Raw genomic sequence first — 14,823 nt, 5'->3', positions numbered from 1 at the left:
CCGATGATCACCCACACCATGCCGCTCGAGGACATCAACAAGGGCTTCGACCTCATGCACGAGGGCAAGTCCATCCGAAGCGTCGTCGTCTATTGATGGCGGCGGCCGCCTACAGCGTCGATGTGCGCGGGATGGAGGCCTTTTCCGCCGCCGAGCTTTACGCGCTGCTGAAGCTGCGTGTGGATGTCTTCGTGGTCGAGCAGGCCTGCGCCTATCCCGAATTGGACGGCAGGGACGCGGAGGCGCTGCACCTGCGCCTGCTCATCGACGGCGGCACCGCCGCCTATGCGCGGCTGCTGCGGCCGGAGAACGGGCCGCCGCGCATAGGCCGTGTGCTCGTCTGCCCCGCCCACCGCGGCAAGCGGCTCGGCGAGGCCGTCATGCGGGAGGCGATCCGGGCTTGCGAGGCGCACTTTCCCGGCGCGCCGATCGCACTTTCCGCGCAAAGCCACCTGGAGCGCTTCTACCGGTCGCTTGGCTTTTCGCCGACTTCCGGGGAATATGCCGAGGACGGAATTCCGCATGTCGACATGCTCCGGCCCGCCGGACGGCAGCAGCAAGGGGTTTGACCGATCGGCAGGGGTACGTCATCCTCACCTTCGTCTACCGGGAGGCAGCCATGACCATCGCGACCAGGCCGGACATGCAGGCAAAACGCATCATAGCCGCGACGATCCTCACGGCATTCGCGCTGGTGCCCTCGCTGGCGCTCGCAGGGCCGGAGGGCACCTACGCCATGACCGGCACCAATCCGGGCGACAAGAGCCCGTATGAAGGCGTGGTCGTCGTCCGCAAGACCGGCGAGACCTACGCGGTGACCTGGCGCTTCGGCGCGGACGAGACGCAGGGCATCGGGGTTCTCACCCCGGCCTCCGACAGGATCTTCGCCGTCAGCTACGATGCCGGCAACGGCCACGGCATCGCGCTCTACGAGCGGCAGGGCGACGGGTCGTGGTACGGCACCTGGTCGAGCGCGGGCGGCAAGTCGCTCGGGACGGAGACCTGGCGCCCGCAGCATGGCGGCACCACCACGCGCGGCGGCAATACCGGCTCGACGCCGGCGAGCGCCTCGACCCCCGACGGCAAGGGCGGCGCGGTACGCCGCTGAGGCCGGGAAGAGAGCGGACGGACAAACGACCGGATGACCGAGAACCTGCCGACCATCTTCGTCGACGCGGACGCCTGCCCGGTGAAGCCGGAGATCCTCAAGGTCGCCGAGCGCCACGGGCTGCCGGTGGTCTTCGTCGCCAATTCCGGCCTGCGCCCCTCCCGCGATCCCATGGTGCGGAACGTCATCGTTTCCGGCGCCTTCGACGCCGCCGACGACTGGATCGCCGAGAATGTGCGCGAGGGCGACATCGTGGTGACGGCCGACGTGCCGCTCGCCGGCCGCACCGTCGCCGGCGGCGCGCATGTGACCGGCCCGACCGGCCGGCTCTTCGACCGGACGAACATCGGCATGGCGAGCGCCATGCGCGATCTCGGCGCGCACCTGCGCGAGACCGGCGAGAGCAAGGGCTACAATGCCGCCTTCTCGCCGCGCGACCGTTCGGCCTTCCTCGAAACGCTCGACCGCCTCTGCCGCAGGGCGAAAGGTGCCCGCGCGGGAACGACGCCATGACCGGGGGACCGGCCCCCCGGATCTACGGCCGCCACGTGCCCTTCTATGTCGGCCTCGGCGCGGCGGCCCTCGGCCTAGCCGTTGCGCTCTGGCTGAAGCCGGACGTCGCCGTCGACGTCGCGGCCCTCGCCTTCTTCCTCTGCTACCTGCTGCTGACGGCCTGGCGCGTGCCGCACCTGACAGCCGCCTATCTCGAACGCCATGCGACGGATACCGACGAGCCGGCCGCCATCATCTTCGCCGTCACGTTCGCGGCCGTCGCCGTCTCCACGGGATCGCTCTTCGTCGTGCTGAACCGATCCGCCGCCACGGGCCTTGCGTTCGTGCCAGCCTTCGCGTCGGTCGCGCTCGGCTGGCTCACCATCCACACGATGGCGGCCCTCCACTATGCCCATCTCTACTGGCGGCCCGGCAGCCGGCACCGCGACAGGGGCCTCGATTTTCCGGGCAAGGCCCCGCCCGATGTCTACGACTTCCTCTATTTCGCCTTCGTGATCGGCATGACGGCGCAGACCTCGGACGTCGCGATCACCTCCACGGCCATGCGCAAGGTCAACCTGCTGCACGCCGTCGTCTCCTTCTTCTTCAACACGGTGCTGGTCGCCGCCGCGGTCAATGCGGTGGTGTCGCTCGCCTCCTGAAACCAATCGGAGTTCCTGATGAAAGTGCTTTCCCAGAACACCGCCTTCGGCGGCATGCAGGGCGTCTTCGCCCACGAATCCGAAGCCTGCAAGTGCGAGATGACCTTCGCCGTCTTCGTGCCCCCGCAGGCGATCCACGAGCCGCGCCCGGTGCTGTGGTACCTGTCCGGCCTCACCTGCACCCATGCCAATGTGATGGAGAAAGGCGAATACCGCCGCATGGCCGCCGAGCTCGGCCTCATCGTCGTCTGCCCCGACACCAGCCCGCGCGGCAACGACGTGCCGGACGAGCTTACCAACTGGCAGATGGGCAAGGGCGCCGGCTTCTACCTCGACGCCACGCAAAAGCCCTGGGCCGAGAACTACCGGATGTACAGTTACGTCACGGAAGAGCTGTCGAACTTCGCCAGCCAGCACTTCCGCATGGACATGAGCCGGCAGGGCATTTTCGGCCACTCGATGGGCGGCCACGGCGCCATGACGATCGCGCTCAGGAACCCGGAGCGCTTCAGGAGCTGCTCGGCCTTTGCGCCGATCGTCGAGCCCTCCACCGCCGACTGGTCGGCGCCGGCCTTTGAAAAGTACCTCGGCGCCGACAAGGCGGCGTGGCGGCAGTACGACGCCTGCGCGCTCGTGGCGGACGGCGCCCGCTTCCCGGAATTCCTGATCGACCAGGGCAAGGCCGACGGCTTCCTGGAAAACGGCCTGCGGCCCTGGCTCTTCGAGGAGGCGGTCAAGGATACGGACATCAAGCTCACGCTGCGCATGCACGAGCGCTACGACCATTCCTACTACTTCATCTCGACCTTCATGGACGATCACCTGAAGTGGCACGCCGAACGCCTCGGCTGACGCGCCATGGCGGGGGCGCATGGCTGGCATGCCGCCCCTGCCCTTGCCCCGGCGGCCGGGATCGGCGATATTCACCGCGGTAGACGGCTACCGCCGGGCAAATCCGGTCACGAATGCGGGGACGGCCTCGCTCCTTTCAAACGGAGTAAGGCAATGCCGTGGATACTTCTCACCCTCGCAGGTCTTTTCGAAATCGGCTGGGCCATTGGCCTCAAATATACCGACGGCTTCACCCGGCTGCTTCCGACCGTCCTCACCGCCGGTTCCATGGTCGTCAGCATCGTGCTTCTCGGCCTTGCCGTGAAGACGCTGCCGATGGGCACGGCCTACGCCATCTGGACCGGCATCGGCACGGTCGGCACGGTCATCCTCGGCATCGTCCTCTTCGCGGAACCCGTGACGGCGATGCGCCTCGGCTGCATCGCGCTGATCGTCACCGGAATCCTCGGCCTGAAGTTCGTCGCCTAGATGTGCGGCATGGCATCCTCCGCGGTTTTGGCCGCGGAGAGTTCCATCGGAAGGCACCACGGACAGCAGATGCACTTATGCAACAGCACAGGGGAAGTTTTGCAAGGCTGCCAACAGTAGAATTGTAAAACCGGCAATAATAGTAGCTAATTCGCATGGGCTAATTTGGAGGCGAATCTATGAAGACTGCATTATCAGCATTGTTCATCGCTGCAGCGCCACTTTCCCTGGCGAATGCCGCAGACCTCGACGCATACGAGGAGGCCGCGCCCGCGATCAACTGGTCAGGCTTTTATGTCGGCGTGCACGGCGGAGGCGGCAGGACGTCCGTGGACGCGGCATACGTTCCGAACGGACCGGCGGCGAGTTTGAGCGGCGGAGGCGCCCTCGGCGGTGTCCAGGCAGGCTACAACTGGCAGCTAGATCAGTTTGTCGTCGGCGTCGAAGGCGACATTTCCGCGACCGGCATCGGTGCGGCGATCGACTGCCCCAATCCCGCGTTCTCCTGCGAAAGCGATACGAACTGGCTTGGCTCCGTTCGTGGTCGGGCAGGCATCTCGTTCGATAAGCTCCTGCTCTACGGAACGGCGGGTGTCGGCTTCGGCGGCATCAAGGTGTTCACCGACAACGGCACTCAGTTCGGCGAGAGAAAGACGGAGACGGGCTGGGTCGCCGGCGCCGGTGTCGAGTATGCCATCAGCGAGCGCCTTTCGGTTAAGGCGGAGTTTCTTCACTACGACTTCGGCGCGCGGAACTTCGAGGTCGACAATGGCCTGGTTATCAGGGCCGACCATAAGTTCAATACCGGCAAGATCGGCATTAACTTCAAGTTCTGATCAGCCCACATCTTGGCTAGGCGCCTTTCAAAACCCCGCTTCGGCGGGGTTTTTCATGTTCGCCATGCAAAGCCCCGCCCGAATGCCGCCAGTTGTTCAGCCCCGGCGGTTGTCGAGAGCGAAAGCGCCCGGCCCCGCTGCTGTCAGGTAGAGGAAGACGAAGCAGAATAGGGTCGCGGCGTCGCCGCCGTTGTTAATCGGGAAGAAGCTCTGCGGCGCATGCGCCATGAAATAGGCGACCGCCATGAAGCCGCAGAGCACGAAGGCCACCGGCCGCGTGAACAGGCCGACCAGGATGAGCAGGCCGCCGACGATCTCCAGCGCTCCCGCGACGCCGATCAGGCCCGTGAGGTCGCCGAAGGGCTGCGCGGCCGGCGGGAAGTTGAAGAATTTCTGCGTGCCGTGCTCGATGAAGAGCAGCGCCGTCATGATGCGCAGCGCGGCCAGCGCCTCGGATCGATAGGTGGACAACCGGTCGAACATGCCATGCACTCCCTTCCGTTTCGCTCAGAGCGGAATGTTATCGTGCTTCTTCCAGGGATTTTCCAGGTCTTTGTTGCGCAGCATGCGCAGCGCCCGCGCGATTCGCTTGCGCGTCGAGTGCGGCATGATCACCTCGTCGATATAGCCGCGCTCGGCTGCGACGAAGGGCGAGAGGAACCGGTCCTCGTACATCTTCGTGTGCGCGGCGATCTTTTCCGGATCGGCGATGTCCTTGCGGAAGATGATCTCGACCGCGCCCTTGGCGCCCATCACCGCGATCTGCGCCGTCGGCCAGGCATAGTTGATGTCGCCGCGCAGGTGCTTCGACGCCATCACGTCATAGGCGCCGCCATAGGCCTTGCGGGTGATCAGCGTCACCTTCGGCACCGTCGCCTCCGCGAAGGCGAAGAGCAGCTTGGCGCCGTGCTTGATGAGGCCGCCATATTCCTGCGCGGTGCCCGGCAGGAAGCCGGGCACGTCGACGAAGGTGACCACCGGGATGTTGAAGCAGTCGCAGAAGCGCACGAAGCGCGCCGCCTTGCGGCTGGCATCGGAATCGAGGACGCCCGCCAGCACCATCGGCTGGTTCGCGACGAAGCCGACCGTCGAGCCCTCGATACGGCCGAAGCCGCAGACGATGTTCTTGGCGAAGCTCTCCTGGATCTCGAAGAAATCGCCCTCGTCGACGGTCTTCAGGATCAGTTCCTTGATGTCGTAGGGCTTGTTGGCATTGGCCGGGACGAGCGTATCGAGCGACTCGTCGATCTCCTCCACCGGCTGGAAGCACGCGATCTCCGGCACGGGCGACGTGTTCGACTGCGGTAGCAGGTCGACGAGGCGGCGGACCTGCAGCAGCGCGTCCACGTCGTTGTCGTAGGCGCCGTCTGCGATCGAGGATTTCGTGGTGTGCACCGAGGCGCCGCCGAGCTCTTCGGCCGTCACCGTCTCGTTCGTCACTGTCTTCACGACGTCGGGCCCCGTCACGAACATGTAGGACGTATCGCGCACCATGAAGATGAAATCCGTCATGGCCGGCGAATAGACGTCGCCGCCGGCGCACGGCCCCATGATGACGGAAATCTGCGGGATGACGCCGGAGGCGAGCACGTTGCGCTGGAAGACCTCGGCATAGCCCCCGAGCGCGGCGACCCCCTCCTGGATGCGGGCGCCGCCGGCATCGTAGAGGCCGATGATCGGCGCCCGGTTCTTGAGCGCCATGTCCTGAACCTTCATGATCTTCTGGGCGTGGGTTTCGGAAAGCGAGCCGCCGAAGACCGTGAAATCCTTGGCGAAGACGAAGACCGTGCGGCCGTTGACGGTGCCCCAGCCCGTGACGACCCCGTCGCCGGCGATCTTCGTCTTCTCCATGCCGAAATCCGTCGAGCGGTGCTCGACGAACATGTCGAATTCCTCGAACGAGCCCTCGTCCAGAAACACCTCGATGCGTTCGCGCGCCGTCAGCTTGCCGCGCTCGTGCTGCGCATCGATGCGCGCCTTTCCGCCGCCCATGCGGGCGCGCTCGCGCCGGACTTCGAGTTCGTGGAGAATTTCCTTCATGATCCCTGGTTCCTCCCGTTCTGACAACGGCTTAGCATGCGAAACCAGGGGCTTGAAGAGGGCCCTCCTACATAGATGGTCTTAGAAGATCAGCGCGGAATGTCCGCGAGCACGGCGGCGGCCACCTCCATTTCCGCGCGCCGCAGCTCGCGGCGGCGGAAGGCCTCCTCGTCCGTGCCCCACTGCTCGATCTGCCAGTCCTCGTCGATATGGGCGAGAGACCAGGCCTTTTCGGCATCGATCACGCCTTCGGCGAGCGCGAGCGCCAGCAGCGCCGAGCCCGTCAGGGTCGTCACCGTGTGGAGGCACGCGAGCGCCAGCGGATCGCGCCAGGCCGAGAGCGCGGCGCGGAAGGCCTCGATCGCCGGCGCCGGCTGCTCCCGGTGCATCACGCCCTCGACGAGGATGAAGCGCGCGCCCTTGGCCTCCGCCGCCCAGCGGATGACCGGGTCCCAGCCCTCCTCTTGGCGGGCGACGAGGCCGGCCGGCGAATCCGCCCGGTAGCAGAGCATGTCGGTGCCGGCGAAACGCACGATCTCGTCGAAGACGGCGTCGAGATTGTCGGCGACGCCGTCGACGGCGGTGTTGACGAGCCGCGTCACCGGCATTTTCGCCGGGTCGACCTCTTCACCCTGCCCGTCCCACTCGGCCTTGAGGCGATCGGCGATCGGCTGCGCCGGCACGGCGAGCAGCTTCTTGGCCGGCGTGCGCACGGGACGGCCGTCGAGCAGGATGCGAAAGCCCTCCGGCGTCTCGTCCGTCGAAACGTCCTTGTAGAACCGCTTCGGCAGCGGCCGCTTCATCTGGATCTGCGCGCGGCGCACCGGATCGGGATCGCTCATCGCATCGGAAAGGTCGCTCAGGATGTCACGCATCGGAAATCTCCAGCCATTCGAGAAGGTCGGCAGGCGTACGCAGGATGTGGTCCGCGCCGGCCTCGACCAGTTCGGGCACGCTGGCATAGCCCCAGGCGACGCCGATCGCTTGGGCGCCCGCCGCCTTCGCCATCTGCATATCGTAAACCGCATCGCCGATGACAACCGTCCGGGCTGAATCGATGCCCGCCTCGCTGCAGCATTCCATCACCATGGCCGGATGCGGCTTGGACGGGCAGTCGTCCGCCGTGCGCGAGACGAAGAAGGTCTTGTCGAAGCCGTGCGTCGCGCGGATGAGGTCGAGGCCGCGCCGGGATTTCCCCGTCACGGCGCCGAGGATCAGGTCGTCCTGCCGCTCCAGCCGCGCCATCATCTCCGCGATGCCGGGGAAAAGCGGCTCCTGGAAGCCCGGCTCTGCGCGCACGCCAATATAGGTCGCCTTGTAGTGCGCGGTCATCGCCAGCGCCTCGTCGTCGACATGCGGCTTGCCCTGCATGCGGGAAATCGCGATGTCGAGCGTCAGGCCGATGATCGCCTTGGTCTCGGCGATATCCGGCCGGGCATGGCCGAAGTCGGTGAAGGTGCGCGCCATCACCTCGTGGATCAGCTTCACGCTGTCGACCAGCGTGCCGTCGCAGTCGAAGAGGACGAGCCGCATCAGTCGTCCCCGTCCGCCGCGTTCTGGTCGAAACCGAAGAGGTTCCAGGTCTGCACCATGTGCGGCGGCAGCGGCGCGGTCACGCGCAGCCGCCCGCCGGAAGGATGCGGAATGTCGATGTGGCGGGCATGAAGGTGCAGGCGGTTCTGGACGCCGCCCGGAAAGGCCCAGTTGGTATCCGCCTCGAAATATTTCGGGTCGCCGAGGATCGGATGGCCGATATGGGCGGCATGGACGCGCAGCTGGTGGGTGCGGCCGGTATAGGGCTCCATCTCCAGCCAGGCGAAGTTCTGCCCGGCCTGCTCGACGACGCGGTAGAAGGAGACGGCGTGATCCGCGCCGTCCTCGCCGTGCCGGGCGATGCGCATGCGGTCGCCGTCGGCGGTCTGCTCCTTGACGAGCCAGGTGGAGATCTTGTCCTCGCGCTTCTTCGGCACGCCCTTGACGATGGACCAGTAGGTCTTCTTCGTGTCGCGCTCGCGGAAGGCGGCGGTCAGCTTCTGCGCCGCGCCGCGCGTGCGGGCGACGACCAGCACGCCGGAGGTGTCGCGGTCGAGGCGGTGCACGAGGCGCGGCTTCTCGCCTTTCTGGCTGGTCCAGGCCTCCAGCATCTTGTCGATGTGCCGGGTGACGCCCGAGCCGCCCTGCACGGCGATGCCGGCCGGCTTGTTGAGCACGAAGACCTTGTCGTCCTCGTGCAGCAGCATGCGGGTAAGCAGCTCGCCGTCGGGGGAATGCTTGAGGTCGCGGCCGGCGATCGGACCGGACTTCGGCCCCTTCGCATCGACGTCCATCGGCGGGACGCGGATCGTCTGGCCGAGCTGCACGCGGGTGTCGCTCTTGGCGCGCCCGCCGTCGACGCGCACCTGGCCCGAGCGCAGCAGTTTCTGCAGCTGGCCGAAGCCAAGGCCCGGATAGTGGACCTTGAACCACCGGTCGAGGCGCATGCCCGCCTCGTCGCCTTCCACCTGCCTGTGTTCGATGCCTGCCATCTTCGCCTTCTTTCGTTGCGCCGCTCTTAGCGCAAGACGGGGCGAAGGGGAACAGGGCTTCAGAAGGCGCGGAAGGTCAGCGTCGTCAGCGAACGCACGATGCCGGGAATGGAGGCGATGTGGTCGTTGATGAACTTGCCGATATCCTCCTCGCTGTCGACATAGATCTTCAGCAGGAGGTCGTAGTCGCCGCTGGTGGAATAGAGCTCCGAGATGAGTTCCGTAGCGTAAAGCGCATCCGCGACCTCGTAGGTCTTTCCCGGAGCGCATTGCAATTGCACGAAAATCGGCTTCATCGGTCCTCCCGCGCCATCGGCGGCATGCTCATGATTTCATGCAATCCCGAACGCAGGGCCGCGCACGCGCTCTCGCCGGGATTGCCCGTCCGCCGCCCGATTCCGGCGGCAATCTCCTTCTCTTATGGCGGAATTTCACCGCCGAAGGCAAGGCCGGCCGGAATTCGCACAGTTCGTTAAAATTCGATGAAAATGCAACCGCCGCGTTTTACGCCCGCGAAAGACGCAACTGTTAAATTCCGTAAACCAGCCAACCCGTTGAAACGCCATGACCCAGATCGTGACAGTCTCGCCGGCCACGGCCGCCTATGCATCGCAGGGGATGAAAACGCACACGCGTGCCAATACGCTCTTCGAGGAGCGCATCCATCACTGGAGCGAGGATGCCAGGGTGCGGGGCGACGCGCGCACGATCGCCGTGCTCAACGTCATCACGCCGCCGGCGCTCGCGCTCGCGCTCATCACCGCGCCGAACAGCACGCCGCAGGTGACCCTCGCGGAGGCGCAGCGCCTCTATGACGAGAACGCCGCCCGCCGCCCGTCCACAGAAGCCGTCTGACCTCCCCCCAACGAACAGCCGTCCTCCGACACCCCTCGCCCCGCTCCGGGGCTTCCTTTTTCCCCTTTCCTCGAACGACAAAAATTTGCTCGGCAGCGACGCCGCCTCTTGCCAAAGCACAGGCAAGGCCGTTATCTGGAGCCGACCTCGCTGGGAGAAACCGGTCGCCTTGGAAAAGGTGGGACCGGTGCCGAAGGAGCAACCGCCCCGGAAACTCTCAGGCAAAAGGACCAGCAAGGTGCCGTCGGAACTCTGGAGAGAAGCGCGAGAGCGCTCGCCGAAGGGATAACAATCTCAGGCGAAGGGACAGAGGGGGCTCAGGAGAACGGCGCGGTCGCGCCTGGATTGTGAGCCGGCGCCCGGAGGAACGATGGGCGCCCAAGGACTGGAGGGCGCCTTTTGGACGGAACGTCTGATCTCAAGAAAACCCCGCTTCACGCGCTGAACCTGTCGCTCGGCGCCCGCATGGTGCCGTTCGCCGGCTACGAGATGCCGGTGCAATATGCAGCCGGCGTGATGAAGGAACACCTGCATACCCGCGCGGCCGCCGGCCTGTTCGACGTCTCCCACATGGGCCAAGTCACGGTGCGCGCCCGTTCCGGCGACAATGCCGACGCCGCCCGGGCGCTGGAGACGCTGGTGCCGGTCGACGTGGCGGGCCTCGGCGAAGGCCGCCAGCGCTACGCCCTCTTCACGAACGAGGAAGGCGGCATCCTCGACGACCTGATGATCGCCAACCGCGGCGACCACTTCTACGTCGTCGTCAACGCCGCCTGCAAGGAGGCGGATTTCGCCCACATGCAGGCGAAGATCGGCGACGCCTGCGAACTGACGCTGCACGACGACCGTGCGCTGATCGCCCTCCAGGGGCCGCGCGCCGAGGCGGTGCTCGCGGAACTCTGGGCCGACGTCTCCTCCATGCGCTTCATGGACGTGCGCGCCTGCGACCTGCACGACGCCGCATGCATCGTCTCGCGCTCCGGCTATACGGGCGAGGACGGCTTCGAGATCTCCGTTCCGGCGGCGCTCGCCGAAACCGTCTGTCGCCGCCTGCTCGACCATCCGGACGTGCTGCCGGTCGGCCTCGGCGCACGCGATTCGCTGCGTCTCGAAGCCGGCCTCTGCCTCTACGGCAACGACATCGACACCGGCACGACGCCGGTGGAGGCCGGGCTCGAATGGGCGATCCAGAAGGTTCGCCGCAAGGGCGGCGCGCGCGAAGGCGGCTTTCCCGGCGCGTCCATCATCCTCAGCCAGCTCGAAAACGGCGCCGAACGGCGCCGCGTCGGCCTCAGGGCCGAGGGCCGCGCGCCGGTGCGCGCCGGCGCGGTGCTCGCCACCGATGCCGAGGGCGAGGACGTCGTCGGCACGGTGACCTCCGGCGGCTTCGGCCCGAACGCCGACGGTCCCGTGGCCATGGGCTATGTCGCCAGATCCGCCGCCGAACCCGGCACGCGGCTCTATGCCGGCGTGCGCGGAAAGTTCCTGCCCGTCACCGTGTCGGCCATGCCCTTCATAAAGAACGCCTTCAAGCGCTGACCCATGACCGTCCCGGCCGAACCAATGCCCCTCACCCCAACCCTCCCCCGCAAGCGGGGCGAGGGAGCGGAAGCGGCGCGGCAAGCCTCCGTCGCCCCGCCTGCGGGGAGAAGGTGCCGGCAGGCGGATGAGGGGCCATAGAACAACGAACTGTTTTCCAAGAGAGGAACAGACATGCTGAAATTCACCGAAGAACACGAGTGGCTGAAGATCGAGGGCGACGTCGCGACCGTCGGCATCACGGCGCATGCGGCCGAACAGCTCGGCGACCTCGTCTTCGTCGAACTGCCCGAGGTCGGCGCGACGTTCTCCAAGGGGGGCGACGCGGCAACGGTGGAATCCGTCAAGGCGGCCTCCGACGTCTACTGCCCGCTCGACGGCGAGATCGTCGAAATCAACGAGGCGATCACCGCCGATCCCTCCCTCGTCAACAGCGACCCGCAGGGCGCCGGCTGGTTCTTCAAGCTGAAGCTCGCCAACCCGTCCGACGCGGACACCCTGCTGGACGAAGCCGCCTACAAGGAGCTTGTCGGCTGATGAACCTGCCCAAGGATTTCGCCTTCACCGATTACCAGCCCTACGACTTCGCCAACCGCCGCCATATCGGCCCCTCGCCGAAGGAGATGGAGGCGATGCTGAAGGTGATCGGCTACGACAGCCTCGACGCGCTGATCGACGACACCGTGCCGAAATCGATCCGCCAGACGAAGCCGCTGGAATGGGATGCGCCGATGACCGAGCGCGAGGCGCTCGACAAGCTGCGCGAGACCGCCAACCGCAACCACAAGCTCGTCTCGCTGATCGGCCAGGGCTATTACGGCACGATCACGCCGCCGGTCATCCAGCGCAACATCCTGGAAAACCCCGCCTGGTACACGGCCTATACGCCCTACCAGCCGGAAATCAGCCAGGGACGCCTGGAAGCGCTCCTCAACTACCAGACCATGGTGTGCGACCTCACCGGCCTCGACGTCGCCAACGCCTCGCTGCTCGACGAGGCGACGGCCGCCGCGGAAGCCATGGCCATGGCCCAGCGCGTGGCGAAGTCCAAGGCGAACGCCTTCTTCGTCGACGAGAACTGCCACCCGCAGACGATCGCGCTCCTGAAGACCCGTTCCGAGCCGCTCGGCTGGCAGATCGTCGTCGGCGATCCCTTCACCGACCTCGACCCGGTCGACGTCTTCGGCGCGATCTTCCAGTATCCGGGCACCTACGGCCATGTCCGCGATTTCACGGGGCTCATCGCCCGGCTGCACCAGACCGGCGCCATCGCCGTCATGGCGGCCGATCCGCTGGCGCTCGCCCTCCTCAAGTCGCCCGGCGACATGGACGCCGACATCGCCGTCGGCTCGACCCAGCGCTTCGGCGTGCCGGTCGGCTATGGCGGACCGCACGCGGCCTATATGGCGGTCAAGGACGCCTACAAGCGCTCCATGCCCGGCCGCCTCGTCGGCGTCTCCATCGATGCGCGCGGCAACCGCGCCTACCGCCTGTCGCTCCAGACCCGCGAGCAGCACATCCGCCGCGAGAAGGCGACGTCGAACATCTGCACCGCGCAGGTGCTGCTCGCCGTCATGGCCTCGATGTATGCCGTCTTCCACGGTCCACAGGGCCTCAAGGCCATCGCCCAGAGCGTGCACCAGAAGACCGTGCGCCTCGCCAAGGGCCTCGAAAAGCTCGGCTACACCGTCGATCCGGACGTCTTCTTCGACACGATCACCGTCGATGTCGGCAGGCTGCAGGGCATCATCCTGAAGACGGCCGTCGCCGAGGGCGTGAACCTGCGCAAGATCGGCGACGACCGCATCGGCATCAGCCTCGACGAGCGCTCGCGCCCCGTCACGCTGGAAGCCGTCTGGCGCGCCTTCGGCGGCGATTTCGAGGTGTCGGCGTTCGAACCGGACTACCGCCTGCCGGAAGACCTGCTGCGCGTAAGCGAATACCTGACGCACCCGATCTTCCACATGAACCGGGCGGAAAGCGAGATGGTGCGCTATATCCGCCGCCTCTCCGACCGGGACCTCGCGCTCGACCGGGCGATGATCCCCCTCGGCTCGTGCACGATGAAGCTCAACGCCACGGCGGAGATGCTGCCGATCACCTGGCCGGAATTCTCCGAGATCCACCCGTTCGTCCCGGCCGACCAGGCGCAGGGTTACCGGCACCTCATCGAGGACCTGTCGCAGAAGCTCTGCGACATCACCGGCTACGACGCCATCTCCATGCAGCCGAACTCCGGCGCGCAGGGCGAATATGCTGGCCTGCTGACGATCCGCGCCTATCATCTCGCCAACGGCGACGCGCACCGCGACGTCTGCCTCATCCCGACCTCCGCGCACGGCACAAACCCCGCCTCCGCGCAGATGGCCGGCATGAAGGTGGTCGTCGTCAAGGTGTCGCAGAACGGCGACATCGACATGGAGGATTTCCGTGCAAAAGCAGAGCAATACGCGGAAAACCTCTCCTGCTGCATGATCACCTACCCCTCCACGCACGGCGTCTTCGAGGAGAACGTGCGCGAGGTCTGCGAGATCGTGCACAGGCACGGCGGCCAGGTCTACATGGACGGCGCGAACATGAACGCCATGGTGGGTCTCGCCCGCCCCGGCGACATCGGTTCGGACGTTTCCCACCTCAACCTGCACAAGACCTTCTGCATCCCGCACGGCGGCGGCGGCCCCGGCATGGGCCCGATCGGCGTCAAGGCGCACCTCGCGCCCTTCCTGCCGAAGAACCCCGCCGCCGGCGAAGCGGGCGCGGTCTCGGCCGCCCCCTTCGGCTCGGCCTCCATCCTGCCGATCTCCTGGAGCTACTGCCTGATGATGGGCGGCGAAGGCCTGACGCAGGCGACCAAGGTGGCGATCCTCAACGCCAACTACGTCGCCGCACGGCTGAAGGACGCCTATGACGTGCTCTACAAGTCGGCCAGGGGGCGCGTGGCGCACGAATGCATCATCGACACCCGCCCGCTCGCGGCAAGCGCGGGCGTGACGGTCGACGACGTCGCCAAGCGCCTGATCGACTGCGGCTTCCACGCCCCGACGATGAGCTGGCCGGTCGCCGGAACGCTGATGATCGAGCCGACCGAATCGGAGACCAAGGCCGAGCTCGACCGCTTCTGCGACGCCATGCTGGCGATCCGCGAGGAGGCCCGCGCCATCGAGGAGGGCCGCATGGACCGGGAGAACAACCCGCTCAAGAACGCGCCGCACACGGTGGAGGACCTCGTCGGCGAGTGGGACCGCCCCTATTCGCGCGAAGAAGCCTGCTACCCGCCGGGCGCCTTCCGCGTCGACAAGTACTGGTCGCCGGTCAACCGCGTCGACAACGTCTACGGCGACCGCAACCTCGTCTGCTCCTGCCCGCCGCTGGAGGACTACGCGGACGCGGCCGAGTAGGACGGCGCAAACAAGCCGAACCCCGGCCGGTCCGTCGGCTGGGGCTCG

Annotated in this window: 17 protein-coding genes and 1 riboswitch; of the genes, 11 read left to right on the top strand and 6 right to left on the bottom strand. The window is 66.5% G+C overall.

Features of this window, described 5'->3' with window-relative positions; all coding sequences use genetic code 11:
* Positions 1 to 95: 95 nt before the first annotated feature.
* From ACIIOY_RS17045 to ACIIOY_RS17015, 7 genes are all read left to right on the top strand, one after another.
* Complete coding sequence (locus ACIIOY_RS17045; protein WP_411035870.1) at positions 96 to 569, top strand: GNAT family N-acetyltransferase; 474 nt, start codon at positions 96 to 98, stop codon at positions 567 to 569.
* Between the two features lie 50 nt (positions 570 to 619).
* A complete protein-coding gene (locus tag ACIIOY_RS17040) occupies positions 620 to 1,108 on the top strand; it encodes a hypothetical protein (protein WP_411035869.1) in 489 nt (162 codons plus the stop codon).
* Positions 1,109 to 1,141: 33 nt separating this feature from the next.
* Complete coding sequence (locus ACIIOY_RS17035) at positions 1,142 to 1,621, top strand: YaiI/YqxD family protein (protein WP_411035868.1); 480 nt, start codon at positions 1,142 to 1,144, stop codon at positions 1,619 to 1,621.
* Positions 1,618 to 2,262: a DUF1345 domain-containing protein gene (locus ACIIOY_RS17030; RefSeq protein ID WP_411035867.1), complete on the top strand. Its 645-nt coding sequence runs from the start codon at positions 1,618 to 1,620 to the stop codon at positions 2,260 to 2,262. The genes ACIIOY_RS17035 and ACIIOY_RS17030 overlap by 4 nt, the downstream gene beginning before the upstream one ends.
* Positions 2,263 to 2,280: 18 nt before the next feature.
* Entirely contained in the window at positions 2,281 to 3,114 is an 834-nt protein-coding gene (gene fghA, locus ACIIOY_RS17025) for an S-formylglutathione hydrolase (RefSeq protein ID WP_411035866.1), read from the top strand.
* Positions 3,115 to 3,267: 153 nt separating this feature from the next.
* Complete coding sequence (gene sugE, locus ACIIOY_RS17020; RefSeq protein ID WP_411035865.1) at positions 3,268 to 3,582, top strand: quaternary ammonium compound efflux SMR transporter SugE; 315 nt, start codon at positions 3,268 to 3,270, stop codon at positions 3,580 to 3,582.
* A gap of 179 nt (positions 3,583 to 3,761) precedes the next feature.
* The gene (locus tag ACIIOY_RS17015; protein WP_411035864.1) at positions 3,762 to 4,418 is read left to right on the top strand and encodes an outer membrane protein; all 657 of its coding nucleotides are present in this window, start codon (positions 3,762 to 3,764) and stop codon (positions 4,416 to 4,418) included.
* A 96-nt stretch (positions 4,419 to 4,514) separates the two neighbouring features.
* On the opposite strand, the gene ACIIOY_RS17010 is transcribed toward ACIIOY_RS17015, so the two are convergent.
* From ACIIOY_RS17010 to ACIIOY_RS16985, 6 genes are all read right to left on the bottom strand, one after another.
* The gene (locus ACIIOY_RS17010; protein WP_411035863.1) at positions 4,515 to 4,901 is read right to left on the bottom strand and encodes a DoxX family protein; all 387 of its coding nucleotides are present in this window, start codon (positions 4,899 to 4,901) and stop codon (positions 4,515 to 4,517) included.
* A 24-nt stretch (positions 4,902 to 4,925) separates the two neighbouring features.
* On the bottom strand, positions 4,926 to 6,458 hold the full coding sequence (locus ACIIOY_RS17005) for an acyl-CoA carboxylase subunit beta (RefSeq protein ID WP_411035862.1): 1,533 nt from the start codon (positions 6,456 to 6,458) through the stop codon (positions 4,926 to 4,928).
* Positions 6,459 to 6,547: 89 nt separating this feature from the next.
* Positions 6,548 to 7,333, bottom strand: coding sequence for an ATP12 family chaperone protein (locus tag ACIIOY_RS17000; protein WP_411035861.1), 786 nt, complete (start codon positions 7,331 to 7,333; stop codon positions 6,548 to 6,550).
* The gene (locus tag ACIIOY_RS16995; protein WP_411035860.1) at positions 7,326 to 7,991 is read right to left on the bottom strand and encodes an HAD-IA family hydrolase; all 666 of its coding nucleotides are present in this window, start codon (positions 7,989 to 7,991) and stop codon (positions 7,326 to 7,328) included. Before ACIIOY_RS16995 ends, ACIIOY_RS17000 begins: the two co-directional genes overlap by 8 nt.
* Positions 7,991 to 8,983, bottom strand: a complete 993-nt coding sequence (locus ACIIOY_RS16990; RefSeq protein ID WP_411035859.1) for an RluA family pseudouridine synthase — start codon at positions 8,981 to 8,983, stop codon at positions 7,991 to 7,993. The genes ACIIOY_RS16995 and ACIIOY_RS16990 overlap by 1 nt, the downstream gene beginning before the upstream one ends.
* Positions 8,984 to 9,042: 59 nt before the next feature.
* Positions 9,043 to 9,279, bottom strand: a complete 237-nt coding sequence (locus ACIIOY_RS16985; protein ID WP_411035858.1) for an Lrp/AsnC ligand binding domain-containing protein — start codon at positions 9,277 to 9,279, stop codon at positions 9,043 to 9,045.
* 268 nt (positions 9,280 to 9,547) lie between these two features.
* On the opposite strand from ACIIOY_RS16985, the gene ACIIOY_RS16980 reads away from it, so the two are divergent.
* The 4 genes from ACIIOY_RS16980 (at position 9,548) to gcvP (ending at position 14,775) form a co-directional block, all read left to right on the top strand.
* Positions 9,548 to 9,838, top strand: coding sequence for a hypothetical protein (locus ACIIOY_RS16980; protein ID WP_411035857.1), 291 nt, complete (start codon positions 9,548 to 9,550; stop codon positions 9,836 to 9,838).
* Between the two features lie 141 nt (positions 9,839 to 9,979).
* Positions 9,980 to 10,081, top strand: a riboswitch (glycine riboswitch).
* A 156-nt stretch (positions 10,082 to 10,237) separates the two neighbouring features.
* Positions 10,238 to 11,377, top strand: a complete 1,140-nt coding sequence (gene gcvT / locus ACIIOY_RS16975; RefSeq protein ID WP_411035856.1) for a glycine cleavage system aminomethyltransferase GcvT — start codon at positions 10,238 to 10,240, stop codon at positions 11,375 to 11,377.
* A gap of 174 nt (positions 11,378 to 11,551) precedes the next feature.
* Positions 11,552 to 11,914 (top strand): glycine cleavage system protein GcvH, encoded by a 363-nt coding sequence (gcvH, locus tag ACIIOY_RS16970; RefSeq protein WP_411035855.1) that lies wholly within the window; start codon positions 11,552 to 11,554, stop codon positions 11,912 to 11,914.
* Complete coding sequence (gcvP, locus tag ACIIOY_RS16965; protein ID WP_411035854.1) at positions 11,914 to 14,775, top strand: aminomethyl-transferring glycine dehydrogenase; 2,862 nt, start codon at positions 11,914 to 11,916, stop codon at positions 14,773 to 14,775. The genes gcvH and gcvP overlap by 1 nt, the downstream gene beginning before the upstream one ends.
* The last annotated feature ends 48 nt before the right edge of the window (positions 14,776 to 14,823 follow it).

Origin of the sequence: Shinella agrisoli, assembly GCF_046557955.1 — a bacterium.
Lineage (GTDB): Bacteria > Pseudomonadota > Alphaproteobacteria > Rhizobiales > Rhizobiaceae > Shinella.
Note: the sequence above shows the minus strand (reverse complement) of the source record. Positions and strands in the feature narration are given on the sequence as shown.

Coding starts and splice junctions, on each gene's coding strand:
- ACIIOY_RS16980 (WP_411035857.1), top strand. CDS start 9,548: ATGACCCAGATCGTGACAGTCTCGCCGGCCACGGCCGCCTATGCATCG.
- ACIIOY_RS17010 (WP_411035863.1), bottom strand. CDS start 4,901: ATGTTCGACCGGTTGTCCACCTATCGATCCGAGGCGCTGGCCGCGCTG.
- sugE (WP_411035865.1), top strand. CDS start 3,268: ATGCCGTGGATACTTCTCACCCTCGCAGGTCTTTTCGAAATCGGCTGG.
- ACIIOY_RS16985 (WP_411035858.1), bottom strand. CDS start 9,279: ATGAAGCCGATTTTCGTGCAATTGCAATGCGCTCCGGGAAAGACCTAC.
- gcvP (WP_411035854.1), top strand. CDS start 11,914: ATGAACCTGCCCAAGGATTTCGCCTTCACCGATTACCAGCCCTACGAC.
- ACIIOY_RS16990 (WP_411035859.1), bottom strand. CDS start 8,983: ATGGCAGGCATCGAACACAGGCAGGTGGAAGGCGACGAGGCGGGCATG.
- ACIIOY_RS17030 (WP_411035867.1), top strand. CDS start 1,618: ATGACCGGGGGACCGGCCCCCCGGATCTACGGCCGCCACGTGCCCTTC.
- ACIIOY_RS17015 (WP_411035864.1), top strand. CDS start 3,762: ATGAAGACTGCATTATCAGCATTGTTCATCGCTGCAGCGCCACTTTCC.
- ACIIOY_RS17005 (WP_411035862.1), bottom strand. CDS start 6,458: ATGAAGGAAATTCTCCACGAACTCGAAGTCCGGCGCGAGCGCGCCCGC.
- gcvH (WP_411035855.1), top strand. CDS start 11,552: ATGCTGAAATTCACCGAAGAACACGAGTGGCTGAAGATCGAGGGCGAC.
- ACIIOY_RS17035 (WP_411035868.1), top strand. CDS start 1,142: ATGACCGAGAACCTGCCGACCATCTTCGTCGACGCGGACGCCTGCCCG.
- ACIIOY_RS17045 (WP_411035870.1), top strand. CDS start 96: ATGGCGGCGGCCGCCTACAGCGTCGATGTGCGCGGGATGGAGGCCTTT.
- ACIIOY_RS16995 (WP_411035860.1), bottom strand. CDS start 7,991: ATGCGGCTCGTCCTCTTCGACTGCGACGGCACGCTGGTCGACAGCGTG.
- ACIIOY_RS17000 (WP_411035861.1), bottom strand. CDS start 7,333: ATGCGTGACATCCTGAGCGACCTTTCCGATGCGATGAGCGATCCCGAT.
- ACIIOY_RS17040 (WP_411035869.1), top strand. CDS start 620: ATGACCATCGCGACCAGGCCGGACATGCAGGCAAAACGCATCATAGCC.
- fghA (WP_411035866.1), top strand. CDS start 2,281: ATGAAAGTGCTTTCCCAGAACACCGCCTTCGGCGGCATGCAGGGCGTC.